This window comes from Streptomyces albofaciens JCM 4342 (assembly GCF_008634025.1).
Taxonomy (GTDB): Bacteria; Actinomycetota; Actinomycetes; order Streptomycetales; family Streptomycetaceae; genus Streptomyces; species Streptomyces albofaciens.
Genome location: NZ_PDCM01000002.1, coordinates 1,198,517 through 1,222,978, shown reverse-complemented (window position 1 = coordinate 1,222,978; position 24,462 = coordinate 1,198,517). Strand labels below are relative to the sequence as shown.

Annotated in this window: 22 protein-coding genes; 13 read left to right on the top strand and 9 right to left on the bottom strand. The window is 73.8% G+C overall.

The features are described 5' to 3' along the window. The first annotated feature begins 141 nt into the window (after positions 1–141). Together CP973_RS25685 and CP973_RS25680 are read left to right on the top strand one after the other, a co-directional pair. On the top strand, positions 142–795 hold the full coding sequence (locus CP973_RS25685) for a LysM peptidoglycan-binding domain-containing protein (RefSeq protein ID WP_244410013.1): 654 nt from the start codon (positions 142–144) through the stop codon (positions 793–795). A 322-nt stretch (positions 796–1,117) separates the two neighbouring features. Further along, positions 1,118–2,203, top strand: coding sequence for a tetratricopeptide repeat protein (locus CP973_RS25680; protein WP_150245777.1), 1,086 nt, complete (start codon positions 1,118–1,120; stop codon positions 2,201–2,203). Here CP973_RS25680 and CP973_RS25675 read toward each other — a convergent pair. Further along, positions 2,100–3,521, bottom strand: a complete 1,422-nt coding sequence (locus CP973_RS25675; RefSeq protein ID WP_150245774.1) for a lipase maturation factor family protein — start codon at positions 3,519–3,521, stop codon at positions 2,100–2,102. The genes CP973_RS25680 and CP973_RS25675 overlap by 104 nt on opposite strands. Positions 3,522–3,618: 97 nt before the next feature. Here CP973_RS25675 and CP973_RS25670 point away from each other — a divergent pair, with 97 nt between their 5' ends. Further along, the gene (locus tag CP973_RS25670) at positions 3,619–4,494 is read left to right on the top strand and encodes an Fpg/Nei family DNA glycosylase (RefSeq protein WP_150245772.1); all 876 of its coding nucleotides are present in this window, start codon (positions 3,619–3,621) and stop codon (positions 4,492–4,494) included. A gap of 339 nt (positions 4,495–4,833) precedes the next feature. Further along, positions 4,834–5,004 (top strand): hypothetical protein, encoded by a 171-nt coding sequence (locus CP973_RS40185; protein WP_167538466.1) that lies wholly within the window; start codon positions 4,834–4,836, stop codon positions 5,002–5,004. 89 nt (positions 5,005–5,093) lie between these two features. Here the strand turns inward: CP973_RS40185 and CP973_RS25665 are convergent, their stop codons facing one another. Further along, positions 5,094–5,717 (bottom strand): TIGR03086 family metal-binding protein, encoded by a 624-nt coding sequence (locus CP973_RS25665; RefSeq protein WP_150245769.1) that lies wholly within the window; start codon positions 5,715–5,717, stop codon positions 5,094–5,096. 258 nt (positions 5,718–5,975) lie between these two features. On the opposite strand from CP973_RS25665, the gene CP973_RS25660 reads away from it, so the two are divergent. From CP973_RS25660 to CP973_RS25650, 3 genes are all read left to right on the top strand, one after another. Next, a complete protein-coding gene (locus CP973_RS25660) occupies positions 5,976–6,884 on the top strand; it encodes a zinc-binding dehydrogenase (RefSeq protein WP_150245766.1) in 909 nt (302 codons plus the stop codon). 23 nt (positions 6,885–6,907) lie between these two features. After that, positions 6,908–7,825: an AraC family transcriptional regulator gene (locus CP973_RS25655; protein ID WP_150245763.1), complete on the top strand. Its 918-nt coding sequence runs from the start codon at positions 6,908–6,910 to the stop codon at positions 7,823–7,825. A 336-nt stretch (positions 7,826–8,161) separates the two neighbouring features. After that, entirely contained in the window at positions 8,162–9,712 is a 1,551-nt protein-coding gene (locus tag CP973_RS25650; protein WP_150245758.1) for an AMP-binding protein, read from the top strand. A 21-nt stretch (positions 9,713–9,733) separates the two neighbouring features. Here CP973_RS25650 and CP973_RS25645 read toward each other — a convergent pair whose 3' ends face one another. After that, positions 9,734–10,897, bottom strand: a complete 1,164-nt coding sequence (locus CP973_RS25645; RefSeq protein ID WP_150245755.1) for an acyl-CoA dehydrogenase family protein — start codon at positions 10,895–10,897, stop codon at positions 9,734–9,736. 40 nt (positions 10,898–10,937) lie between these two features. After that, a complete protein-coding gene (locus CP973_RS25640) occupies positions 10,938–11,858 on the bottom strand; it encodes a LysR family transcriptional regulator (protein WP_150245753.1) in 921 nt (306 codons plus the stop codon). Positions 11,859–12,061: 203 nt separating this feature from the next. On the opposite strand from CP973_RS25640, the gene CP973_RS25635 reads away from it, so the two are divergent. Further along, complete coding sequence (locus CP973_RS25635) at positions 12,062–12,991, top strand: SDR family oxidoreductase (protein ID WP_150245750.1); 930 nt, start codon at positions 12,062–12,064, stop codon at positions 12,989–12,991. A gap of 91 nt (positions 12,992–13,082) precedes the next feature. On the opposite strand, the gene CP973_RS25630 is transcribed toward CP973_RS25635, so the two are convergent. From CP973_RS25630 to CP973_RS25615, 4 genes are all read right to left on the bottom strand, one after another. After that, a complete protein-coding gene (locus CP973_RS25630) occupies positions 13,083–14,096 on the bottom strand; it encodes a zinc-dependent alcohol dehydrogenase family protein (RefSeq protein WP_150245745.1) in 1,014 nt (337 codons plus the stop codon). A 44-nt stretch (positions 14,097–14,140) separates the two neighbouring features. Further along, on the bottom strand, positions 14,141–14,617 hold the full coding sequence (locus tag CP973_RS25625) for an RpiB/LacA/LacB family sugar-phosphate isomerase (RefSeq protein ID WP_150245742.1): 477 nt from the start codon (positions 14,615–14,617) through the stop codon (positions 14,141–14,143). Positions 14,618–14,627: 10 nt separating this feature from the next. Further along, positions 14,628–15,467 carry a triose-phosphate isomerase family protein gene (locus tag CP973_RS25620; protein ID WP_244410011.1) on the bottom strand — a complete coding sequence of 280 codons (840 nt, stop codon included), beginning with the start codon at positions 15,465–15,467 and terminating at the stop codon, positions 14,628–14,630. 111 nt (positions 15,468–15,578) lie between these two features. Continuing rightward, the gene (locus tag CP973_RS25615; RefSeq protein ID WP_150245736.1) at positions 15,579–16,898 is read right to left on the bottom strand and encodes an aldehyde dehydrogenase family protein; all 1,320 of its coding nucleotides are present in this window, start codon (positions 16,896–16,898) and stop codon (positions 15,579–15,581) included. Positions 16,899–17,041: 143 nt separating this feature from the next. Between CP973_RS25615 and CP973_RS25610 the strand changes: the two genes are divergently transcribed. Together CP973_RS25610 and CP973_RS25605 are read left to right on the top strand one after the other, a co-directional pair. Next, positions 17,042–17,470, top strand: a complete 429-nt coding sequence (locus CP973_RS25610; protein ID WP_150245733.1) for a MarR family winged helix-turn-helix transcriptional regulator — start codon at positions 17,042–17,044, stop codon at positions 17,468–17,470. 242 nt (positions 17,471–17,712) lie between these two features. Next, the gene (locus CP973_RS25605; protein ID WP_150245730.1) at positions 17,713–19,827 is read left to right on the top strand and encodes a restriction endonuclease; all 2,115 of its coding nucleotides are present in this window, start codon (positions 17,713–17,715) and stop codon (positions 19,825–19,827) included. A gap of 42 nt (positions 19,828–19,869) precedes the next feature. On the opposite strand, the gene CP973_RS25600 is transcribed toward CP973_RS25605, so the two are convergent. Next, positions 19,870–20,820: an aminoglycoside phosphotransferase family protein gene (locus tag CP973_RS25600; protein WP_244410010.1), complete on the bottom strand. Its 951-nt coding sequence runs from the start codon at positions 20,818–20,820 to the stop codon at positions 19,870–19,872. 200 nt (positions 20,821–21,020) lie between these two features. Here CP973_RS25600 and CP973_RS25595 point away from each other — a divergent pair, with 200 nt between their 5' ends. From CP973_RS25595 to trpS, 3 genes are all read left to right on the top strand, one after another. Then, positions 21,021–22,181, top strand: coding sequence for a CapA family protein (locus CP973_RS25595; RefSeq protein ID WP_150245727.1), 1,161 nt, complete (start codon positions 21,021–21,023; stop codon positions 22,179–22,181). Between the two features lie 173 nt (positions 22,182–22,354). Further along, complete coding sequence (locus tag CP973_RS25590; RefSeq protein WP_150245725.1) at positions 22,355–22,981, top strand: TetR/AcrR family transcriptional regulator; 627 nt, start codon at positions 22,355–22,357, stop codon at positions 22,979–22,981. Between the two features lie 304 nt (positions 22,982–23,285). After that, the gene (gene trpS / locus CP973_RS25585) at positions 23,286–24,398 is read left to right on the top strand and encodes a tryptophan--tRNA ligase (RefSeq protein ID WP_150245722.1); all 1,113 of its coding nucleotides are present in this window, start codon (positions 23,286–23,288) and stop codon (positions 24,396–24,398) included. Positions 24,399–24,462: the final 64 nt, after the last annotated feature.

Sequence of the window (24,462 nt, the reverse complement as noted above, 5' to 3'; positions counted from 1 at the left end):
ACGGAATGTCATGCATCCCCATGGCCGCCGGGAAACCGCGCGGTGAAGGACGGGAGCACATCGATGGAATATCCTCAGGGATCGGAAACGAGCGGACGCGGTGAGGTCCGGGGGCGCGGGGCCCGAGGGGCGACGGCGGCAGTGGTCCTGCTCGCCGCCGGCGCGTTGAACGTGGCGGCCGAAGGGCCGGCCGAAGCCCGCGGCGGTGGCACGTGGGACCGCCTGGCCGGGTGTGAGAGCGGGGGCAACTGGCGGGCCGACACCGGCAACGGCTTCTCGGGCGGGCTGCAGTTCGCCCACTCCACCTGGCGCTCCTTCGGAGGCGGCAAGTACGCCTCCCGGGCGTCGCGGGCCTCCCGGGCCCAGCAGATCAGGGTGGCGGAACGGGTGCTGGCGCGCCAGGGCTGGGGGGCCTGGCCGGCCTGCTCGGCCCGCCTGGGACTGCGCTCCGGGACGCGGCACAGCGCGCCGGAGGCGAGCGTCCCGCGGTCCGCGCCGCGCGCCGGATCCCCGGCCCGTACGGGGAGCAACGGCCGGGCCCACGAGCGGCTGCGGCACCGCAAGCACCGGTACGGCAGCCAGGACGGGCGGTACAAGCAGTACAAGGCCCGGCCGCAGCGGAAAGCCGGTGGCCAGGTCGTGGTGAATCCGGGGGACACGGTCAGCGGAATCGCGTATGCCCACGGCTGGGGATGGCAGGAATTCTACCGCCTGAACCGCCGGGTGATCGGGGCGGACCCGAACATCATCTACCCGGGAATGCGACTGGCCGTTCCGCGGCCCGGCGCCGGCTGAATCCGATAGTCCGGCCGCAGGCATTTCCTTCCCACCCTTCCGGGAATTCTCCGTGACGAATTCCCCGGAGCGGCGGCCCGGCTGGGGGCGGGCGGGCCGCCGTGGGAAGCGGTGGGTTCCGGCAGGCCGTCCGTGGCGCCGCGGACGGCCTGCGCCGGTCGGCCGGAAGGAAGGGTACCCCGTACGTCCCGATGATGACCGGGTCCCTCTCGCGTAGGACCCGAGGCATACGGCATGACCAATCCGCGGAGGGATTCGCCGGGCCCCCGTCGCCTCGTAGCTTCGTGATCAAGCACATGCTGATCAGGAGGCCACGGAACACATGTACGGCAAGGCATTCGCCCCGGAGTACCAAGGCGAGCTGGGTGCGGCCCTGAACGTGAACTCGTCCTACGAGGACGTGCTCGCCACGGCCGCCCGCGCGCGGCGAGACGCCCGCACCGACCTGGAGCGCGCCCGGGCCTCGCTCGCCGTCGCCGAGGCCAACCGGCGCCTGGGACGGGTGGACGACGCGCGCACGGCCTGGCACGAGAGCTACCGCAGCGCCCGTGCCGCCGGCGACCGGGGCGCGATGTCCTGGGCCCTGTGGAGCGGCGGCACGCTCGCCCGGCAGTGCGGCTCCCTCGCGCTGGCCCGCAGGCTGCTGGCCCACGCCGTCACCCTCGCCGACGAAGGCGGGGACCGCCTGGCCCACGGCTACTCGCTCGCCGGGCTCGCCGAGACCGGCCGCATACAGGGCGACTACGAAGCCGTCGCCGACCTGCACGAGCAGTTGCTCGCCCAGGCACGGGCGCACGGCGAAACCCGCCACATGGTGTGGGCGATGTCCGGCATCGCCCAGATCCACCGCAACACCGGCGACTACGCCAAGGCCCTGGAGCTGTTCGAGGAGGCCGCGCGGACAGCCGACGACGGCGATGACGCCCGGGGCCGCGCCTGGTCGCTGCGCGGCGTGGCCGACGTCCTGTCCGTACAGGGCGCGACGGAACGGGCCCTGGCCCTGCTCACCGAGGCCGAGACGATCTGCCGCACCATGGACCTCGCGAGCGCCCTCGCCTACAACCACAAGATGCGCGGCAACGTCCTCTTCCGGGCCGGGCGGTACGCCGAGGCGTGCGAGGTCTACGCCGGGGCACTGCGCGAGTTCGAGGAGATGCGCGAGCCGCGCGGCACCGCCCTGTCCCGCCTCGGCCTGGTCAAGTCCCGTTCCCGGCTGGGCGGTTCGAAGGACGAGACGCTCGCCGAACTGGACGCGCTGGAGCGCGAGTTCGGCCGGATCGGACTGCGGCACGCCCGCGACATGGTCATCGCCTTCCGCGCCGAACTGCTCCCGTCGGCTTCAGGAAGTCCCGCAGCTCCGTACGGTGCCACCACGCACCGGTCTGCCGCCGTTCCCGCCACGTCGTGAAGCGGTACTGGAACAGCCGGGCGCGCACCAGCGCGGGCGGCGCGTCCGGGAACGGGTTGTGGCGCAGCAGCCGCAGCGTGTCGGGGTCGTTCGCCAGCAGGCGCTCCACGAACGGCCCGAACCAACTGCGCGCGTAGGCGGGGGAGAGCGCCGCGAACCACATCAGCCAGTCGAGCCGGAGATGGTACGGCGCGTACTGGCGCGGCATGCGCCGTACGTCGCCCGGCTTGCCCCGGAACCCGTACTCCCGCCACACCGCGTCCGGCGAGGCCACCGGCGAGTCCGTGCCCTCCACCACGATCTCCCGGCGCACCCGGGTGACGCTGCCGAACGCCCCGTAGGAGTTGACCAGGTGCAGCGGGTCGAAGGAGGTGTTCATCACCTGCTGCCGGGACAGCAGGTTGCGTACGGGCCGGTAGCTCCGGTAGGCGACGAAGGCGGTGAGGAGCACGCTCAGCACGCCGAACCAGGCCGGGGTGGCGGCGAACGCGGGCGGCTCGGCGATCCAGGACCCGTCCACCGCGGACAGGGCCAGGACGATGGTCAGCCAGTTCAGCCAGGCGAAGTTGCCGGACAGCACGAGCCACAGCTGCGTCACGACGATCCCCAGCGCCGCCCAGCCGGCCACCGGCTGCGGGGTGAACAGCAGCACCGGCAGGCCCAGTTGCGCGACGTGGTTGGCGGCCGTCTCGACCCGGTGCAGCGGCTTGGGCAGCCGGTGGAAGAACCAGCTCAGCGGGCCCGGCATGGGCTGGGTCTCGTGGTGGTAGTACAGGCAGGTCAGATCGCGCCAGCAGTGGTCGCCGCGCATCTTGATCAGCCCGGCCCCGAACTCCACGCGGAACAGCAGCCACCGCAGCAGCCACATGACGAGCACGGGCGGCGCGATGTCGTCGTTGCCGAGGAAGACGGCCAGGAAGCCGGTCTCCAGCAGCAGGGACTCCCAGCCGAAGCCGTACCACGTCTGCCCGACGTTGACGACGGACAGGTACATCGCCCACAGCACCGCCCACATCGCCATCGCGGCCCCCAGCGGGACGGCGTCCGCCGCACCGGCCGCCACCGCCAGGGCCAGCAGGGCACCGGCCCAGCACCACAGGGCGAAGAACCGGTCCGAGTAACGCCACTGGAACACCGACGGCGCCTTGCGGAACGGCACCCGGCGCACGAAGTCCGGCACCGGCGTCATGCCCCGCTCGCCCATCAGCGCGCGGAACTGCCGCGCCGCCGCCACGAACGCCACCAGGTACAGCACGGCCAGCAGCCGCTGGAACACCAGCCGGCCCAGCCACACGTCGCTCTCCGTCAGCCAGTCCACAGGACCTATCCCTAGCACCGCCGGGGCGCCCTGCCGCCGGTCCGGCACGCGGCGCGCGCGAGATGTACCGGACCGCCGCACCGTGCAGGCTGGAGGCATGCCCGAACTGCCGGAAGTCGAAGCCCTGCGGGAATTCCTCGACGGCCACGCCGTCGGCCGCGTCCTGGAACGCGCCCAGCCGACCGCCGTCAACGTGCTCAAGACCTACGATCCGCCGCTGACCGCCCTCGAAGGCGGCACGGTCACGGCGGTGGCGCGGCACGGGAAGTTCCTGGACCTCACCGTCGGCGGCCTGCATCTCGTCGTCCACCTGGCGCGCGCGGGCTGGCTGCGCTGGCAGGACGCGCTGCCGCAGGTCCCGCCGCGCCCCGGCAAAGGCCCGCTGGCGCTGCGCGTACGGCTGAGTGCCGACGGGGACGGCCCGGCGCCCGGCTTCGACCTCACCGAGGCCGGTACGCAAAAACGCCTGGCCGTCTACTGCGTGACCGATCCCGCCGAGGTCCCCGGCATCGCCCGTCTGGGCCCCGACCCGCTCGCCCCGGACTTCACGCGGGAGGCCCTGGCGGGCCTGCTCGAAGGGGAACGGCGCCAGATCAAGGGTTTCCTGCGCGACCAGAGCGTGCTGGCCGGAATCGGCAACGCCTATTCGGACGAGATCCTGCACGCGGCCCGCATGTCGCCGTTCAAGCCCGCGGCCCGTCTCGACGCCGAGGACACGGACCGGCTCCACACCGCCGTACGGGACACGCTCACGGCAGCGGTGGAGCGGGCCCGGGGCGTGGCCGCCGGGCAGCTCAAGAAGGAGAAGAAGAGCGGGCTGCGGGTGCACGGCCGGACCGGCGAGCCGTGCCCGGTCTGCGGCGACACCATCCGCGAGGTCTCCTTCAGCGATTCCTCGCTCCAGTACTGCCCCACGTGCCAGACCGGCGGGAAGCCGCTGGCCGACCGGCGGATGTCCCGGCTGCTGAAATAGCGCCCGCGGCCGGAGGCGAACCCGCCGTCCGCCGGTTCCCGGGCCCCGCGCCACGTCCCGTACGGCAAACGGGTGACGCCGGGCAGGCACGCGGCACCGGCTTCTGCCCGGGGCGGTCCCAGGCAGAATCTAGGCATTACCCCCGACTTGCCTCTATTACCGGTAAATGTCGAGCGCGCATCCGTCGCGGTCGTTAATCTGGTGGACGACGGACGACCTGTCTGGGAGATGCCAACACCCTTGGCCCGTCGCGGGAAGCGCCACGAACCCTGGCAGATGTCCCGGTTCGTACGAAGGCGCCACCGCGTCGGAAGTGTCCCCTTGATGAAGGAGTGCGTGGTGGCATTGGAAAACGCGCAACGCAAAGAGCCGCGGCCCAAGCGGAGCGAGCGACCGGGCCGGATCAGGGAAGTCCGCAATCTGGAGGTCTGGGGCCGCTGTGTCCCGGTCAGAGTCGCCGGCTGCGACGACGACCCGGCCGAGCCCCACATCTTCCGCGGCATCGACTGACCGCCCCGGCGCACCGGCCGACCGGCCTCCGCGGGCCCGGGCGCCCGCGGACACCGGCCGGCCGCCGTCCTCCCGGCGCCGCCGGAGGTTCACGGTCGGCGGCCCAGCAGGCACAGCAGCCGGGTCAGGTCGTCCGCCCCGGGCGGCGGCGTGACGGGGTCGGCGAACATGGACGTGGCCGCGAGTTCGTCCGCGTACGGCTCGACCTCGCGCAGCGCGGCGCTCGCCAGCTCCGGCGGCAGCCGCTCGTCCGTGCCGATGGCCCGCGACAGGTCCCAGGAGTGGACCACCGCGTCCATCGTCATCTGCGAGCAGTAGGCCGCGGCCGGGCTATCCCCCGAGGACAGGTGCACCGTCCGGTCCAGCGCGCCCGGCTCGGAGAACGCCGCCACCGCGGCCACCGCCGCGCGGTCCCACGCCCCGGCCGGGTCGTCGCCGAGCCGGTCGCCGTCGTAGTCGTCCCCCACCTCCTCGATCGTGGCGCCGTCCCGTACCAGGCGCGGCACCCACAGCTGTTCCACCGTCAGGTGGCCGACCAGATCGCGCACCGTCCACTCGGCGCACGGCGTCGGGTCGTCCCACTGACCGGCGCGCACCCGGTGGACCCGGCTCCCGAACAGGGCGATGGCCTCACCGTGCCGGCGCAGCAGCACAGCGTGGTCACCCGTTCCGCCCTTTCCGGAACCGTTCGTGTCCTTTTCGTGTTGGCTCATGTCCACCGAGGATAGAAGCGGGTACGGCAGCGACCGCGGCGCGACGCACGGTCGTGTTCACGACGGACACAGCAGGCGCGGCCGCCGCTCCGGCGCCGGGAACACCGACACAGATCGTCAACTGATCGACTCTCCTGGGACTGGTCGCTGAGCTGGTCCTGCGTAGGGTTTTCAAGGCGGCGGCGTGCGGCATTCGCGCACTCCGTCCACTGCCGCGCCGAGTGTTCAGGCGCATCCACGAGAGAAGGAAACATCCCCATGCGCGCCCTGGTGGTCGATCACGGCGAGGCCGGACCCGTCCGGTTCGCCGATGTCGATGAGCCCGTGCCGTCCGGCGACGAGGCGTTGGTCGACATACGGCACATCGGTCTCAACTTCGGAGAGCTGAATTACGTGGACCAGTGGCCGGCCGGCGCTGTGCACGGTCACGACGCGGCCGGCGTCGTGGTGCGCGCCGCATCCGACGGCTCGGGGCCACCCGAAGGTACGCGCGTCGCGCTGGGGATGTCCCCCCACGCGTGGGCGGAGCGGGCGGCGGTCAGCACCGCCTCGCTCGGCACCGTCCCCGAGAGTGTGGAGCTGGCCGACGCCGCCGCGCTGGGGATCGCCGGAGTCACCGCACTGCGGGTGCTGCGCAAGCGTTCCGTGCTGGCGCGCGACGTCCTGGTCACCGGCGCCAGCGGGGGCGTGGGGCACTTCGCCGTCCAGCTGGCGGCGCTGGCGGGCGCCCGGGTGACGGCACTCGTGGGTTCGCCGGACCGGGCCGCCGGTCTCCGCGAACTCGGGGCCGAACAGGTCCTGACCGACCTGGCCGGGACCGAGTGCCGGTTCGACCTCGTCCTGGACACGGTCGGCGGGCCGCTGGTGGCCCAGGCGTGGAGTTCCCTCGCCGAGGGCGGCACCATCCACCTGGTCGGTTACTCCTCGGGACAGGACACCACGTTCCCGTCCGGGACCTTGTTCGGCTTCGGCGAACCCCGCACCATCGCCACCTACGGCGACATGACGCCGACCAGCGGGGAGCTGACGGACCTGCTGGGCCTCATGGCCGCCGGGAGGCTCTCGGCGCCGGTCGGACTGCGGGGCGACTGGCAGGACGTGGACGACGCCGTCCGGGCACTGTTCGCGCGGAAGGTGCACGGAAAGATAGTTCTCGACGTGGTCTGACACCCGTCGACGAGAAGGGAACGATGGACGTACTCGCGGAGGCCTTGCGCGTATCGGGTGCGCGAGGGGCGCTCGGGGTCGTACTGAAGGCCGGAGGAACCTGGGGCCTGAGGCTGGAGTCCTCCCCGGCAGCGGCACTGCACGTGGTCTCCCGTGGCGCCATGTGGCTCCACGTCCCGGGCGGGAGCCCCCTGGAGGTGCGGGCAGGGGACGCCGTCCTGTTGGCGCCGGGCACCGCCCACGGGATAGCCGGCGGGGCGGGCACGACGCTGAGTCCCTGTGACCGGAAGGCGGCGGACCAGGCCCTCACCGACGGCAGCGCCCTGCACCTGGGCTCCACGCCGGCGCAGACGGAAGTGCTCGTCCTGCGCTATGAGCAGGACCCGGAGGTGAGCACGCCGGTGCTCACCTCCCTCGTCCGGCCGATGCACGTCACAAGCCGGGAGAACGCACAGCTCAAGAACACCGTCGAGCTGCTCACGGCGGAGCTCGCCCAGCCGCAGATCGGTACCACCGCCGCCGTCAACAGCATCGTCGACCTGCTGCTCGTCCAGTTCATACGCGTCTGGCTGGCCCGCCACCCGGAGGAGCGGCCCGGCTCATGGCTGGGCGCGATGCGCGATCCGGTCGTGCGCGACGCCCTGGCACGGGTCCACGCCCGACCGGAACACCCCTGGACCACCGAGGCACTGGCGGCCGCGACGGCGGTCTCCCGGACGACACTGTCCAGGCGCTTCCGCTCCGCGCTCGGACAGACGCCGGGCGCCTACGTGACGCAGTGGCGCATGGACCTGGCGTCCGTCCGGCTCCGCGACACCGACGAGCCGGTCGAGTCGGTCTCCGGCGCGGTCGGCTACGCCTCTCCGCACGCTTTCAGCCGGGCCTTCCGACGTGCCCGCGGCATGTCCCCGGGCGAGTACCGTTCGCGAATGCGCACGTGATCGCAGGCGGGTGATCACCGGCGACACGTGAGCACACGTGCGGTCCGGGCGGGTGGGTGAGGGCCACGCGCCTCCTCCGGCCTCGACCGGTGGGCTCGCATGGTGAGGTGTCGCGTATTCCTCGTTGAGGTTGGTTCCGGCGAAGACGGCGGGCCGCCCAGCCGGGGACCGTGATCGGGGGCGACGCATACCGCCGATTTCCGTTCGGATGCTCCCCGAGGGCCAGGAGCCTCGCCGGCGCCCCGCCCCCTCCGCTGCTGACGGCTTGTCAGCACCCTGGCGGGCAGGCGGAAGCACCTGTTCAATGGGCGCGAGCCGCAACTGTCTGGAGGCTACATGGACGTCGCCGCCACGCCCCCCGCCATCCGCTGCGCCGGGGTGGAGCGCTCGTACCCCGCGTTCCAGGAACGTGCCGCGCGCATCGCGTCCGGCCTGCGCGCCCTGGGCGTCGAACCCGGGGAGCGCATCGCGATCGTGCTGCGCAACGAACCCGCGCACCTGGAGATCGCCGCCGGGGCGGCCCGGCTCGGCGCCTCGGCCGTCCCCGTCAACTGGCACTTCCGGCACGACGAGCTGCGCCATGTGCTCGGCGACAGCGGCAGCAAGGTCGTCTTCGCGCACACCGACCTGCTGCCCGGCGTCGCCGCCGCGCTGCCCGGCCGGGCCCGCCTCGTCGAGGTGCCGGTGCCCGACGGCGTCGCCGCGGCCTGCGGCTTCCCGCGCCCGCCGGTGACCGGCGGCCACCCGCTCCTGGACACCTGGCTCGCCGGGCACCCGCCGCTCGCCGGGGCCGCCGCCCGCCGCCCCTCCACCGTCATCTACAGCTCCGGGACCACCGGCCGCCCGAAGGGCGTGCTGCGCGATCCGGTCGGCGAGGAACAACTCGCCGAATCGGTGGCAAAGTTCCTCGAATACTTCGCGGTGCGCCCCGGCGGCCGCACCCTGATCCCCGCGCCGCTCTACCACGCCTCACCCAGCCAGCACGCCGTCCTCGCCCTGGCCGGCGGCCTGGACATCACCCTGATGCCGCGCTTCGACGCCGAGGAGTTCCTGCGGCTGGTCGAGCGCCACCGCATCGAGCAGACGCAGCTGGTGCCGACCATGTTCGTACGGCTGCTGCGGCTGCCCAAGGAGGTCCGCGAGCGCTACGACCTGTCCTCGCTCACCTCCGTGGTGCACGCCGCCGCGCCGTGTCCGCCGCACGTCAAGCACGCCATGATCGACTGGCTGGGGCCGATCCTGCGCGAGTACTACGGCGGCAGCGAGACCGGCGCCGTGACCTGGTGCGACAGCCGGGAGTGGCTGGCGCACCCCGGTACGGTCGGCCGGGCCGTGGAGACCTCGGCGGTGGCGGTCCTGGGCCCCGACGGGGCGCCGCTGCCCACCGGCCGCACCGGCGAGGTCTACCTCAAGCCGGCCGACACCTGGCCGCAGTTCACCTATCTCGGCGACCCCGCCGGGCGCGCGGCGATGGAGGCCGAGCGGATGCCCGGCTTCGTCACGATCGGCGACATCGGCCACCTCGACGCGGACGGCTACCTCTACCTCAGCGACCGCCGCAGCGACCTGGTCATATCCGGCGGCGTCAACATCTACCCGGCCGAGATCGAGGGCTGCCTGCTCGGCCTCGACGGGGTGCGGGACGTGGCCGTCTTCGGCATCCCCGACGAGGAGTACGGCGAAGCGCTCGCCGCGCACGTCCAGCCGGAGCCGGGCGCCGGGCTCACCGCCGAGGACGTACGGGCCCAGGTCGCCGACCGGCTCGCCTCGTACAAGGTGCCCAAGGTGGTGGTCTTCGAGGAGAGCCTGCCGCGCGACGAGTCCGGCAAGCTGTTCAAACGGCGGCTGCGCGAGCCGTACTGGGCCGGGCGCGACCGCGCGATCTGACCGGCCCGGCCGCGCGCCCGCTCACAGCCCGCCGCGCCGCATCAGCTGCCGCACGATCACCTCCTTCTGGATCTCGTTGGTCCCCTCGCCGACGATCATCAGCGGCGCGTCGCGGAAGTACCGCTCCACGTCGAACTCGGTGGAATAGCCGTACCCGCCGTGCACCCGCACCGCGTCCAGCGCGATGCGCATCGCCGTCTCGGACGCGAACAGCTTCGCCATGCCCGCCTCCAGGTCGGCCCGCCGCCCGCAGTCGTACGTCCGCGCCGCGTGCAGGACCAGCTGGCGCGCCGCCGACAGCGATGTGGCCATCTCCGCCAGCAGGCTGCCGACCGCCTGGTGCCGCCAGATCGGCCTGCCGAAACTCTCCCGCTCCCGCGCGTACCGTACGGAATCCTCGAACGCGGCCCGCCCGACACCCACCGCCCGCGCGGCGACCTGGATACGGCCGATCTCCAGCCCGCGCATCATCTGCCCGAACCCCCGCCCCTCCTGCCCGCCGAGCAGCGCGTCCCCGGGCACCCGGAAGCCGTCGAACGCCAGCTCACAGCTCTCCACGCCCTTGTAGCCCAGCTTCGGCAGATCGCGCGAGACGGTCATCCCCGGACCGTGCTCGGCCAGCAGGACGGACATGCCGCGGTGCGCGGGATCGGCCGCCGGGTCGGTCTTCACCAGCAGCGCGATCAGTCCGGCGCGGCGGGCGTTGGTGATCCAGGTCTTGGCGCCGTGGACGACGTACGTGCCGTCGGCCGCGCGGCGCGCGGTGGTGCGCAGCGCCTGGAGGTCCGAGCCGCCGCCCGGCTCGGTGAGCGCCATCGCGGCCCGCACCTCACCGGTGGCCAGCCGCGGCAGCCAGCGCTCGCGCTGCTCCGGCGTGCCGTACCGGACGAGCAGCGAGCACACCACCGTATGGCCGCCCATGGCGCCGGCCAGGCTCATCCAGCCGCGCGCCAGCTCCTCGGTGACCAGGGCGAAGCACGGCGCGGAGACGGCGGCGGGACCGTACGGGGCGGGCACCGCGAGCCCGAAGACACCGAGCTGCTTCATCCGCTCGACGAGCTGTTCCGGGTAGCGGTCGGCGTGCTCCAACTCCCGCGCCGCAGGCCGCACATCGCGGTCCACGAAGTCCCGGACGACGTCGACGACGGCACGTTCTTCGGGGGAGAGCGGATCGTGACCGGACATGGTGCGGCCTCCTTCGGCGGGCGGTGCTCGCGGACGTGCTTCACCTACCCGTACGGGGGCTGCTGTCGGCCGGGCCGGTCAGCCGGCGGCGGGCCGCCGTACGGAAGGCGGCCACCAGGCGGCCGCGGTCACCGGCGCGGGTGGCCAGGACGACATGGCTCGGCTCGGCGTCGCGCAGGGGGATCGCGGCGAGGTCGGGGCGCAGCCCGTGGGCGAGCGGCCCGGCCGAAATGGCCACCGCCTGGCCCGCGGCGACGACTTCGAACTTGTCCTCCAGGCCGTCGATCAGCGGGCCGACGGGCGCCGGGCGCCCGTCGGGCCGGGGATCGATGCGCCAGAAGGCCTCCCAGTGCGGATCGGCCCTGCGCAGGCGGGGCACGGGCTCGTCGGCGATGTCGTCGAACGTGACGGATTCCCGGCCGGCGAGCCGGTGGTCGAGCGGTACCAGCAGCATCCGGGGCTCGTCGTACAGGACCGTCACATCCAGCCGGCCGGTCGCGAACGGCAGCCGGCTCACCAGCGCGTCCACCCGGTGTTCCAGCAGCGCGGCGCGTACGTCCTGGAGGCCCACGTGGAGGGTGCGCACCTCGGCGTCCGGGTGCCGGCGGCGCAGCTCGCGCACCGCCGGGGTGACGACGACGCCGGTCGTGTATCCGACGGTGACACGGGTGGGCTCGGCGGCGGCGCGTGTGACGGCCGCGGCCTGCGCGGCCGAGCGCAGCAGCGCCTCGGCGCGGGGCAGGAAGATCTCCCCGGCCTCGGTCAGCCGGTTGCCCTGCGGGGTGCGGTCCAGCAGCCGGGCGCCCAGCTGCCGTTCGAGGTTGCGTATCTGGCGGCTCAGGGACGGCTGGGTGATGCGCAGGGCCTCGGCGGCGCGGCCGAAGTGCCGGTGCTCGGCGACGGCCGTGAAGTAGCGCACCAGACGCAGGTCGAGGTCGGGTGGGGGCGGGGGACCGGACATGCCCGAAGCGTAACCCCGCACCCGCCGCGATTTTCCTCTGCGTATCCCCTGACCAGGCGCGATGCCCAATCCGCATGCCGCCATGCGCAACAGGCCTTGGACCGGGACCGGGCCGCCCGCGGACGATGTGACCACCGGCCCGGAGCCCCACGCCGGGCTCTCGCGGGCCGGATCCGCACGCCATTTCACGCAAGGAGCGCAGCATGCGCGTATTCGTCACCGGAGCGACCGGATTCATCGGAACCGCGGTGGTACGGGAACTCCTCGGGGCCGGGCACACGGTCCTCGGCCTGGCCCGCTCGGACCGGGCCGCCGCGGCGCTGACGGCCGCCGGCGCCGCGGCGCACCGCGGCGCCCTCGACGACCCCGGCAGCCTGCGGGACGGGGCGGCCGCGGCGGACGGCGTCATCCACCTCGCCTACCACCACGACTTCTCGGACCAGGCGGCCTTCCACAGCGCCGCCGAACTGGATCTCAGGGCCGTCGAAGCGCTCGGAGCCGCGCTCGAAGGCACCGGCCGGCCCCTCGTGGTCACCTCGGGAACGCTGATGCTCGCGTCGCTCGCACCGGGCCGTACCGCAACCGAGGAGGACGTGCCCGGACCCGGCGCGGACGGACCGCGGATGGCGTCGGAGAACGCCGCCAGGTCGCTGGCGCGGCGCGGCGTGCGCACCTCGGTCGTACGGCTCGCGCCGTCCGTGCACGACGAGGGCGACCGGGGCTTCGTCCCGCGCCTGATCGCCACCGCCCGCGAGAAGGGCGTCTCGGCGTACGTCGGCGACGGCTCCAACCGCTGGCCCGCCGTCCACCGGCGCGACGCCGCCCGCCTGTTCCGCCTGGCCCTGGAGTCCGCCCCGCCCGGCACGACCCTCCACGGAACGGCCGAAGAGGGCCTCCCGTTCCGCGCCGTAGCCGAGTCCATCGCCCACGGCCTCGGCCTGCCCACCACCACGCTCACCCCCGCCGAGGCAACCGCCTACTTCGGCTTCCTCGGCTCCCTCGTCCCGCTCGACAACCCCACATCGAGCGCCTTGACCCGGAAACAACTGGACTGGGAGCCCGTCCACCCGGGGCTTCTGGAGGACTTGGAGGCGGGAGACTACTTCCGGGAGGGTGTGGGGCTGACGGGCTGAGGTCGCCTCTCGTGTGGAAGGTGCCGGGGGAGTAGCGCGGGGGTGTCCGTCGGGGGGGGCCGGTGGTCCGGCCCCCCGGGAGCCGTTCCGCTCAGCCCGCCTCCCCGTTCGGGACGATCTGGAGCTTGCGGCCGGTGCCCAGTTCGAACGTCTTGAGAGCCTCGGCGTACTGGTCGAGCCCGAAGCGGTGGGTGATCATCTTCTCGCAGTCGATGACGCCCTTGCCCAGCATCTCGACCGCCCGGCCGTAGGTGTGCAGGATCGCCATGCTGCCGACGATGCGGATCTCGTCGTTGTAGATCCGGAACGGTGAGAACCGGGCCGTCTCCTGGTCGGGCGCGCAGCCGAACTGCTGGAACGTGCCGCCGCGGATGGGGCGGGTCAGGCCGTCCTCGATGGCGCGTACGTTTCCGGTGCAGTCGGTGACCACCTGCCAGCCCAGCGGATGGTCGGCGGTCAGCGCGTCCGCGCTGGTGGCGACCGCGTCGGCGCCGAGTTCGCGGGCGACCGTCAGCCGCTCCTCGTTGATGTCCACGACCGAGACGGAGGCGGCGCCGGCGCGCTGCGCGACCTGGAGGTAGAGCAGGCCCATGGTGCCCGCGCCGTAGATCAGGAAGTGATCGCCCAGCTTGGGGCCGACGAGGTCGAAGCCGCGCAGGATGGTGGACAGCGGTTCGATCAGCGGGGCGTGGCGGAGGGCGACGGTGTCCGGGAGGCGGTAGCAGTTGCCCGCCGGGACCCGGACGTACTCGGCGGCGGCGCCGTCCATCGTGATGCCGATGGTGCCCCACTTCTCACAGAGGTTGCCGTGGCCGATGGCGCAGAAGTGACAGGTGCCGCAGTAGACGGCCGGGTCGGCGGCGACCGCGTCGCCCTCGGCGAAGCCGGTCACCGCGGAGCCCACCGCCACCACCTCGCCGGAGAACTCGTGCCCGGGGACGACCGGATACCGCGTCGGCCCGAACTCGCCCGCCAGCATGTGTACATCGGTGCCGCACAGCCCGGCGGCGGTGACCTTGAGCACCACGTCGTCCGGGCCGGGCACCGGGTCGGGGACCCGGCTGACGGACAGTTTGTTCGGCTCCTCGATGACAACCGCGCGCATGGGGGTGACCGCCTTTCGGAGGGAGGGGGTGGGCGGGGCGGGAATCAGGCCGCGGGCACGTCCGGGGACGTCAGGTTGCGCGCCTCGACCTGCTTGATCTTCTCCACCTTGGGCGCGGAGCCGCCCCCGGCGAAGTCGGAGACCAGCCAGTGCTCCAGGCACACCAGCGCGGCCTCGACCCCCATGGTGCGGCTGCCGAAGCAGGCCACCTGGGCGTCGTTGGACTTACGGGCGCGTTCCGCGCTGTAGCTGTCCGGGATCTGGGCGGCCCGGATGCCGGGCACCTTGTTGGCGGCGATGGCCATGCCGATGCCGGTGCCGCAGACCAGGACGGCGCGTTCGTGTTCGCCGCGCGCGACGCTGCGCGCCACCCGCTCCGCGACGTCCGGGTAGTCCTCGCCGTCCGTGGCGCTCAGGTCGGTGACCCGGTGGCCGCGTGCGGCGAGGTAGGCGGCCATCGCGTCCTTCATGGCGATCGCGGCGTCGTCGGCGCCGAGGGCGATGCGGTACGTGTCCTGCACGGTGAACTCCCTAGGGGCGGAGGGGAAGCGGGGCGGGGGCGGTGGCCGCGGCGACTTCTTCGAGGACCCGGCGCAGGCTGGCGGTGTCGTGCGCGAGGCGGCCGAGGAACAGGCCGTCCACGCTGCCGGCCAGCCGGCCGAAGGTGCCGGGTCCGGCGGTGCCGCCGTAGATGACCCGGCCGGGTACGCCGTGGTCGCGCAGGCACCCGCCGACGGCGGTGGCCACCGTCCGTACGTGCTGCGCGGGGGCCGGTTCGCGGGCGCCGATGGCCCAGACCGGCTCGTAGGCGACGATCACCTCGCTGCCGGGCCCGGTGCCGCCGAGGGCCGCCCGCACCTGGACCAGCGTCTCCTCGACGGCCTGTTCGGTTCCGGCGTCGTGCCGCTCGCCCGCGCAGATGACGGGCACCAGCCCGGCCCGGGTGGCGGCGCCGGCCTTGGCGGCCACGGTCGCGTCCGTCTCGCCGAAGTGCCGGCGCCGCTCGGCGTGGCCGACCTCGGCGTAGCGCGCGCCCGCCTCGGCGAGCATGCCCGCGGAGACCTCGCCGGTCCAGGCGCCGGTCTCGGCCCAGTGCACGTTCTGGGCGCCGTACGCGATGTCCGTACCGGACAGCAGTTCCCGGGCGTCGGCCAGGGCGGGGAAGGCCGGCAGGACGAACAGGTCGACGGGGCGGGGGAGTGCCGCGAGTGCGCCCTGGAGCGCGGCCACGTCCGTGAGCCACTTCCGGGTCGCGGCCAGCCCGAAGTAGAGCTTCAGGGACACACCGACGACCGGGCGGCGGCCCGTTCCCGGGGGCCCGAAGGCCCCGGAGGACCGGGCCGCCGCCGACGTCGCGTGCTCAGGGATCACGTCGTTCATGATGCTTGAAACAAAAGCACATGTGAAGTTCTCAGATCAAGACGTTATGTTCTTCAGGTTCGCGAGATTTCTGTGATGTGTGGGAGGGGGTGAGGGGAGTCGTCAGGCCAGCGGCTTGGACAGGACGGCCTTGCGGTGGCTGAACGTCTCGATCGAGTACCGGCCGTGGTAGCGGCCCATCCCGCTCTCGCCGACGCCGCCGAACGGCAGGTCGGAGACGGTCAGATGGGCCACCGGCAGGCCGAAGCCGAGGCCGCCCGAGGAGGTCTCCCCGGTCAGCCGCCGCCGGGTCTCCGCGGATTCCGTGAAGGCGTACAGCGCCAGCGGCTTGTCGCGGTCGTTGATGAAGCCGATCGCCGCGTCCAGGTTCGCCACCTCGACGATGGGCAGGATCGGGCCGAAGATCTCCTCGCCCATCACCGGCGCGTCGGGCGCCACCCCGCCGAGCACGGTCGGCGCGATGTACTTGCGGTCCCGGTCGTGCGTGCCGCCCACGACGGTGCGGCCCGAGCCGAGCAGCCCGGTCAGCCGGTCGAAGTGCCGCTCGTTGACGATCCGGCCGTAGTTCGGCGCGGCGGCCGGGTCGTCGCCGTAGAGCGCGGTGACGGCGCGCGCGAGGGCGGGCTCCAGGCGGGCGGCCGTCTCCGGGTCGGTCAGGACGTAGTCCGGCGCCACGCAGGTCTGGCCCGCGTTGAGGAACTTGCCGGCCACCAGCCGGGCGGCGACCGCGTCCGGGTCCGTGCCGCGGTCCACGAAGGCGGGCGACTTGCCGCCCAGTTCCAGGGTGACCGGGGTCAGGTGCTTGGCCGCCGCGGTCATCACGATCCGGCCGACGGTGCCGTTGCCCGTGTAGAAGATGTGGTCGAAGCGCTGCTCCAGCAGGGCCGTCGTCTCCGGTACGGCGCCTTCGACCACGGCGACCGCGTCCGTGTCCAGGAAGCGGGGCAGGAGGCGGGCCACCGCCGCGGAGGTCGCGGGCGCCAGCTCGCTGGGCTTGGCGACCACGCAGTCGCCGGACGCCAGGGCGCCGACCATGGGCGCGAGCAGCAGTTGCAGGGGGTAGTTCCAGGGCGCGATGACCAGGACGACGCCCAGCGGGTCGTAGACCGTCCAGGCTTCCGCGCCGTCCAGGTGTGGCGGCACCGGCGCGGGCTCGGGGCGCAGCCACTCCTCCAGGTGGTCCAGCGTGTGGTCGATCTCCCGCAGCGTGAAGTCGATCTCGGTGCGGTACGCCTCGGCCTCGCCCTTGCCCAGGTCCGCGCGCAGCGCGGCGGCGAAGTCCGGGCCGTGCTCGGTGAGCATCGCGCGGAGCTGCCGCAACTGGCCGGTGCGCCACTCCAGGGGCTTGCTGCGGCCGGTGCGGAAGGTGGCGCGCAGCCGTGCGACCACGGCGGCCGGCTGCTCGGGGGTGCTGCTGGTCATGGTGACTCCGATGCGTACGGGGTGGAGCGGGCGGGGCGGGGTGGCGGGGCCCGCCGGAGGTGATCGCTTGACAAGGTCAAGTACCCGTTCCATGTAAATACCAACGATTGCTGAAGTCAAGTAATCCGCTCTACCCTGGTCCCGTGTCCGAGACCACCGCGCCCACCCCCGACGACCTCGTGGAGCCGGTCGCCCGCACGGTCCGCGGCTACTACGACGACCTCGCCGCCGCCGCGCTGCGGCACGGCCTGAGCACCGCGCAGGCCCGCGCGCTCATCGCCCTGGACGAGCCGCTGTCGATGAGCGCGCTCGCCGGGCACCTGGTCTGCGACGCCTCGAACGCGACCCGGCTCATCGCCCGCATGCGGGAGCGCGGACTCGTACGGTGCGAGGCCGCGCCGCGGGACCGGCGGAGCAAGGTGGTCACCGCCACCGAGGAAGGCCGGGCGCTCGCCCGCCGCGTACGCGCCGACATGCACGCCGTGCACGACGCTCTGAGGGCCCTCGGCCCCGAGGAGCGCGCCGCCCTGCTCCCGCTGCTGGAACGCCTCGGCGCACTGCTGGACCGCTGAGGCCGCGGCGGGAACCCGGCGGTGGGCGCCGGGGCGGCCCCGGCAGGCCCAGGGGCGGCCCCGGAGGGTTACGACCCGTCAGGATCCCGCTAAAGTCGGATGAATACCCGCTGGTGGATGGGCCGGTGCGGGCTGTTTCGGGCTGGTCGCCCCCGGGTTCGGGGTGCTGCCCCAAGGAAGGTTCGGGGCCGGGCGCCCCAAGGGTCGGGGCCGGGGAGCCCCAGGGGAGGACGTAGATCCACATGAGTCGCCGCTCCAACGGATTAGTGGCCGTCTGGGCCGAGGCGCAGCGTCAGCAGCAGCGCCGGCAGGAGGCCCAGTGGCGGGCCGGTGAACAGGCCCGGCGCGACCAGGAGCGGCAGCAGCGCGACACCGAGCGCGCCATGGCCAGGATGCAGCGCGAACGGCAGGCCGCGTACCGCCGACAGCGCGAGGCCGACGCCCGCCGCCGCACCGAGGAACTGGACGCCCGCATGGCGGAGCTGTCCGGCCTGCTCGCCGACGGCTGCCGGGCCCCCGCCTTCACACCCGCCGCGCTGCGCCGCCCCGAGCACGTCGAGCCGTTCGCGCCCGGCCGGCTGGCCGTACCCGTACCGATGCCCGACCCGGCCGCCTACCAGCCGCAGGCCGGCGGCTGGGGTCTCGGCGGCGGCCGCCGCGCGCAGGAGGAGGCCCGCGCGCGCTACGAGCGCGACTGGCACGCCGCGCAGGCCGCCGAAGCGCAGCGGCTGCGTCAACTGGAGGACTACCGGCGGCAGTACGACCAGTGGGCCGCCGGGCAGCTGGCGGAGGTCCGGAACCACAACACCGCCGTCGAGGACCTGCTGAGGGGGCTGCGCGACGGCGATCCCGACGCGGTGGTGGAGTACTTCTCCGCCGCGCTGTACGCCACCGGCCGCCCGCAGGGCTTCCCGCGCCGCGTGCGCGCCGCCTACGACCCGGCCGCGCGCCAGCTCGTACTGGACTGGGAGCTGCCCGGCTTCGACATCGTGCCCGAGGCCAAGGCGGTGCGGTACATGTACGCGGCCGACCAGGACAAGGACGTCGCCCGGCCGGTCACCCAGCGGCGCTCGGCCTACCGCGACGTGCTCGCCCAGTCCGTGCTGCTCGTGCTGCACGATCTGTTCGCGGCGGACACCACGGGCGCGCTCGACTCGGTCACGGTCAACGGCTTCGTGGACGACGTGGACCCGGCCACCGGCCGCCCCGCGCAGATCTTCCTGGCCACCGTCACCGCGTCCCGCGCCGCCTTCGAGCACCTGCACCTCGCGCAGGTCAGCGCGGTGGAGTGCCTCACCGACGGGCTGCGCGGGCAGTTGTCCGCGCGCCCCGACCAGCGGACCCCGGTCCGCCCGGCGCGGCAGCCGGGCGAGGTGGGCGGCGGTGTGGTCACCCACGGCGGCGAGGACGAGCCCGACCTGTTCGCGATGGACCCGATCGCCTTCGAGGGGCTGGTCGCCGAGCTGTTCCGGGCGATGGGCATGCAGGCGCTGACGACGCAGCGGTCCGGGGACGGCGGCGTGGACGTGGACGCGCTCGACCCCGATCCGATCCGCGGCGGCAAGATCATCGTGCAGGTGAAGCGCTACCGCAACACGGTGCCGCCGACCGCCGTACGCGACCTGTTCGGCACCGTGCAGTCCGAGGGCGCCAACAAGGGCGTGCTCGTCACCACGTCCCGCTTCGGCCCCGGCGCGCACGCCTTCGCCAACGGCAAACCGCTCACCCTCGTCAGCGGCCCCGAACTGGTCGACCTGCTGGCCCGCCACGGACTGCGCGGACGCCTCGGGGACGCCGCGGTCCCGGCCCAGCGCCCCGCGCCCGCCGAGGAGGGCGCCGGGCGGACGCCCGAGGCCCCGGAGGAGGACGGCGCGGCGGGCAACATCCTCGGCATGAACTGGTCCGGCGGCGTCGCCCTGGACGTCTGCGCGCTGGTCTGCCAGGGCAACCGCGTCCTGAGCGACGACCACTTCGTCTTCTACAACAACCCGCGCACCCCGGACGGCACCGTCCGGATGCTCTCCGGCTTCGCCCCCGACCGCGCCGCGATGCAGGTGGTCTTCGAGGCGCTGCCCGCCACCGCCGACCGGCTCGTCCTCGTCGCGGCCGTCGACCCGGAGGCCGACCCGCACGCCGACCTGTCCGGCTTCACCGACGCGCGGATCCGCCTCGTGGACGAATCCGGCGCGGAACAGGGCCGGCTGGAGGTGTCGGACGGCCGCCCCGGCGAGACCGCGCTGGTCCTCGGCTCGTTCCGCCGCCGCGCGAACGGCGACTGGGACTTCGTCATCGGCGGCAAGGGGTACGAGGGCGGCCTGGAGGCGCTGGTGCGGGAGTACGGGATCGAGGTGGCCTGAAAGGGGCGTCGGCCGGGGCGCCCGCGGTTCGGGCGGCGCCCCTCACACCCCCGCCAACGACGCCAGCACCGCCGCCACCTCCAGTTCCTCCGCCCCGTCCGGCACGTCGCCGTGGTCGGCGCACCACAGGGCGTTCTCCACGGTGCGCGCCGCCGCCCAGGCCGACAGGCGGGCCGGGTCCTCGCCGAGGGCGTCGGCCACCAGGGCGAAGCGGTCGCGCAGGACCGGGCGCGGCTCGGGGTGCTCGAAGGGGTCGTCGATCTGTTCCAGGAGCGGCCACGGGTCGTATCCGGGGTCGCCCACCATCGGCTTGGGGTCGATGGCCAGCCACGGGCGGCGCCGGGCGGACAGGACGTTGCCGGGGTTGAAGTCGCCGTGCACCACGACCTCGCGGGTGGCGGTGGCGGGGAGTTCGCGCAGCAGGCGGACGCCGAGCCGGACCAGCCCGGGGTCGTAGCCGGGCCGCAGCCGCGCCATGCGCTCCTCGACCGTGTCGGCCCACTCGCCGCACACGTCGGCGACCCGCTCCAGCTCGCCGTCGGGCGGCGCGGGCGCGGACCACAGGCCGCGCAGCAGGCCGGCGGCCAGGAGCAGCCGTTCGTCCGGAGGGAGGTCGCTGTCGTCCAGTTCCTCGCCCGGTGCGCACCGCTCGATCAGCAGCGCGTACCGCTCCCGGTCGTGCCGCAGCAGCCGTACGGCGCCGTCGCCGTCCCACGCGCGCAGGGCCGCGGCCTCCCCGGCGGCCTCGCGGTGCGGCCAGGTCACCTTGAGCACCGCCGCGCCGCCGTCCGGCAGCTCCACCGGGGCGACCCACGAGCAGCTGCCGCCGTGCAGCGGCGCGCCGAGCCGTAGGTCCCACTCCTCCTGGAGGGCGCGGACGGTGGCGGGCAGGGCGTCGAGCCACGCGCGCCCGGAGGCGGTGCGTCCGACGGTGGCGTACATGGGGAGGTCGGCGGGGAAGAGGTCCGCGCTCAGCGGGGCTTGTCGGGCCATCCCGGCAGCGTAACGGCGCGACGGGGCCCGGATCGAACGGATTGTCCGCGGGCGGCGGGGCCCGGTGGCGGGTGCCGGGCCCGGCTCCGGGCGGGCGTGCGAGCCGGTGCGCCTCCGGCCGGGGGACGGTGCGGGGCCAGCGGAGTCTCCCAGTCGGTTAATCCGTTTATTACGGCATTTGTGCTGTTATGCGTCAGGGCATGAGCCTGCACCGACCGTACGGCGCCGTCCTCCTCCTGATATCGCTGGCCGTGGGCTGCGCCGCCCAACAGGGCGCCGGACGGCCCGCCGCCCGGACGCCCGGAAGCCCCGGCCCCGCCGCGCCCCAGCACTCCGGCCACCGGGCCTCCGCGGGCTTCACCCTCGCCGCCTCCGGGGACGTGATCGCCTCGTACCCTTCCGTACTGGACACGGCGCGCCGGGACGCCGGAGGCGACGGCTACGACTACCGGCCCCTCCTGGACGGCGTGAAACCCGTCATCGAGGGCGCCGACCTGGCGATCTGCCACCTGGAGACGCCCTTCGGGCCGGACGGCGGACCCTTCACCGGCTACCCCGCCTTCAAGGCGCCGCCCCAGGTGGCCGACGCGCTCAAGGCCACCGGCTACGACTCCTGCTCCACGGCCTCCAACCACACCCTCGACGACGGCGCCGACGGCGTCCGGCGCACCCTCGACACGCTGGACCGGGCCGGGATCAAGCACGCCGGCTCCGCCCGGGACGCCGCCGAGGCCGCCCGGCCCGCGCTGCTGAAGGCGCCCGGCGGGGCGCGCGTGGCGCAGCTCTCGTACACGTACGGCACCAACGGCGTCCCGCTCCCGGAGGGCAAGCCCTGGTCGGTCGACGTCATCGACGCCGACAAGATCATCGCGGACGCGCGGGCCGCCCGCCGGGCCGGGGCCGACGTCGTCGTGGTCAGCCCGCACTGGGGCACCGAGTACCAGACCGAGCCGGACGCGCAGCAGCTGAAGGTGGCCAAGGCGCTCACCGCGTCGCGCACCGGCGGCCGACCGGACATCGACCTGGTCATCGGCACCCACGCGCACACCCCGCAGCCGTACGAGAAGCTGGCCGGCACCTGGGTCGTCTACGGCATGGGCGACCAGATCGCCGGGATCATGGAGAAGCCGCGCGGCAACTGGGGCACCATCGCCCGCTTCCGGTTCGAGCCGCCCGCGGGGGAGGGGCAGCGCTGGCGGGTCACCAAGGCCGAGTTCATCCCCCAGCTCTCCGCCCACGGGCCGCCGCTGCGCATGCTCAACCTCGCCGCCACCGGAGGCCACGAGGACGTACGCGCGGGCATCCGCGAGGCGGTCCTCAGCCGGGGCGCGGCCGCCGCCGGACTGACGGAGGGCGGCTGAGGAGCCGGTGCCCGGACCCCGGCCGGCCCCGGGACGGTTCCGCGATGTGAAACCCTGAGTACGGCCCGCACCGGACGTGCGCACGACGGAGGCGGGCGCGCCGGGCGGCCGCTCCGCCCGGCGCACGGTGACGACGTGACGACGGTGCGGGACGCGGAAGGGGCGTAACGGCGGTGGGTGAGAGTGCGGCCGTACGGCCCCGCAATCCGCGCGGGCAGGGCGAGCGCCTGCGGGAGGAGCTGCTGCGCGCCACCGAGCGCCTCCTCGAAGAGGTCGGCAGCGAGGACGCGCTGTCGCTGCGCGCGGTGGCCCGCGAGGCGGGCGTCGCCGCGCCCAGCATCTACCGGCACTTCGCCGACAAGACCGAGCTGGTGTGGGCCGCGCTGGAGGTCAGCTACGAGCGCCTGCGGGCGGCGATGGCGGAGGCCTCGGCCGCTGCGGGCACCGACGACCCGGTGGACCTGCTCCGCGCCCAGCTGCGCGCGTACTGCCGCTACGCCGTCGACCACCCCGCCAAGTACCGCCTCCTGTACGAGACCCGGCAGACACCCGTCGAGCCGGAGCGCCTGGCCGGGCACCCGGCGGGGCGCCTCGTGCGGGGCCTGCACGACGCCCTCACCGCCTGCGAGGCCGCCGGGTGGCGGGTGCGCGGCACCCGCGAGGAGGCGCCGTACGTGCTGTGGGCCGCGGTGCACGGCCGGGTCATGCTGTGGCAGGTCATGCCCAGCACCAAGGACACCGGGCGGCTGTACCGCTATGTGGACGAGATCCTGCACCTGCTGATGGAGCGGGACGGCTGAGACGGGAGCCGCCGTACGGCATGGGGCCCGCCTTACGGCAGTCGTACGGCACGGGGTCCGTCGTACGAGCCGCGCCCCCGTACGGGCCCGGACCGGCCGGAATCCGGCCGGCCGCGACGGCCCGGAGCCCGACCCGCTACAGTTGCCCCATGCATCGTTCGTCGTGTCTGACCTGGTGGCGCTCCCCGTAGGAGCGGCCACTGCTCAGCATGACCGGGCCGTTCGAATGGACGGCCCTTTCGCGTTCCCTGGTCCGGGGTGCACCCGCCGTCCTGCCGGCGGCACTCACCCACCAGGAGAAACCATGAGCCCTACGCCGCACGCCACCGCGAGCACCCTCGCCACCGAAGCCGCTCCCGCCGACACGCTCGGCACATCCGTCGCGCAGGCCCGCAGCGCGGAGCTGGAGCGGCTGATCCGCGCGGACCCGGGGCGCTTCCGGGTGCTGACCGGGGACCGCCCGACCGGCCGGCTGCACCTCGGCCACTACTTCGGCACCCTGCACAACCGGGTCCGCCTCCAGGACCTCGGGGTCGAGATGATGGTGCTGATCGCCGACTACCAGGTGCTGACCGACCGGGACGTGGCCGACCAGCTGCCCCGGCACGTCGAGGACCTGGCCCTGGACTATCTCGCCGCCGGCGTCGATCCGGCCCGGGCCACCGTCTTCACGCACAGCGCGGTGCCCGCGCTGAACCAGCTGCTGCTGCCGTTCCTCAGCCTGGTCTCGGTCGCCGAGCTGAACCGCAACCCCACCGTCAAGGACGAGATCGCCCACTCGCGGCAGTCCGCCGTCAGCGGCCTGATGTTCACCTACCCCGTCCACCAGGCCGCCGACATCCTCTTCTGCAAGGCGAACCTCGTCCCGGTCGGCCAGGACCAGCTGCCCCATCTGGAGGTCACCCGGACCGTCGCCCGCCGCTTCAACGACCGCTACGGCAGGGGCACCGCCGTCTTCCCCGAGCCGGAGGCCCTGCTGTCGGCCGCGCCGCTGCTGCTCGGCACCGACGGCACGAAGATGAGCAAGAGCCGCGGCAACGCCATCGCGCTGGCCGCCGGCGCCGACGAGACGGCCCGGCTGGTCAAGGGCGCCAAGACCGACTCCGAGCGGCACATCACCTACGACCCGGCCGGCCGCCCCGAGGTGTCCTCCCTCGTCCTGCTGGCGGCCCTCTGCGAGGACCGCGACCCCCGGCAGGTCGCCGACGAGATCGGCCCGGCGGGCGCCGGGGCGCTGAAGAAGCGCGTCACCGAGGCGGTCAACGAGCACCTCGCGCCGATCCGCGCCCGCCGGGCCGCCTACGAGCGGGACCTCGGGTACGTCCGGCAGGTGCTGCGGGAGGGCGAGGCCCGCGCCAACGCGATCGCCGACGCCACCCTCGACGAGGTGCGCCGCGCCATGAACGGCCGCCGCTGACGGCGCCGCGCCGGACCTCCCGGCCGGTGCCGCGGGTTCGGCGGACAAGCTCCTTGCCGGGCGC

Bases quoted from the DNA above. Each gene is read 5' to 3' on its own strand.
- CP973_RS25680 (WP_150245777.1), top strand. From the start codon at position 1,118: ATGTACGGCAAGGCATTCGCCCCGGAGTACCAAGGCGAGCTGGGTGCG.
- CP973_RS25670 (WP_150245772.1), top strand. From the start codon at position 3,619: ATGCCCGAACTGCCGGAAGTCGAAGCCCTGCGGGAATTCCTCGACGGC.
- CP973_RS25665 (WP_150245769.1), bottom strand. From the start codon at position 5,717: ATGAGCCAACACGAAAAGGACACGAACGGTTCCGGAAAGGGCGGAACG.
- CP973_RS25660 (WP_150245766.1), top strand. From the start codon at position 5,976: ATGCGCGCCCTGGTGGTCGATCACGGCGAGGCCGGACCCGTCCGGTTC.
- CP973_RS25655 (WP_150245763.1), top strand. From the start codon at position 6,908: ATGGACGTACTCGCGGAGGCCTTGCGCGTATCGGGTGCGCGAGGGGCG.
- CP973_RS25650 (WP_150245758.1), top strand. From the start codon at position 8,162: ATGGACGTCGCCGCCACGCCCCCCGCCATCCGCTGCGCCGGGGTGGAG.
- CP973_RS25645 (WP_150245755.1), bottom strand. From the start codon at position 10,897: ATGTCCGGTCACGATCCGCTCTCCCCCGAAGAACGTGCCGTCGTCGAC.
- CP973_RS25640 (WP_150245753.1), bottom strand. From the start codon at position 11,858: ATGTCCGGTCCCCCGCCCCCACCCGACCTCGACCTGCGTCTGGTGCGC.
- CP973_RS25635 (WP_150245750.1), top strand. From the start codon at position 12,062: ATGCGCGTATTCGTCACCGGAGCGACCGGATTCATCGGAACCGCGGTG.
- CP973_RS25630 (WP_150245745.1), bottom strand. From the start codon at position 14,096: ATGCGCGCGGTTGTCATCGAGGAGCCGAACAAACTGTCCGTCAGCCGG.
- CP973_RS25615 (WP_150245736.1), bottom strand. From the start codon at position 16,898: ATGACCAGCAGCACCCCCGAGCAGCCGGCCGCCGTGGTCGCACGGCTG.
- CP973_RS25605 (WP_150245730.1), top strand. From the start codon at position 17,713: ATGAGTCGCCGCTCCAACGGATTAGTGGCCGTCTGGGCCGAGGCGCAG.
- CP973_RS25600 (WP_244410010.1), bottom strand. From the start codon at position 20,820: ATGGCCCGACAAGCCCCGCTGAGCGCGGACCTCTTCCCCGCCGACCTC.
- CP973_RS25595 (WP_150245727.1), top strand. From the start codon at position 21,021: ATGAGCCTGCACCGACCGTACGGCGCCGTCCTCCTCCTGATATCGCTG.
- trpS (WP_150245722.1), top strand. From the start codon at position 23,286: ATGAGCCCTACGCCGCACGCCACCGCGAGCACCCTCGCCACCGAAGCC.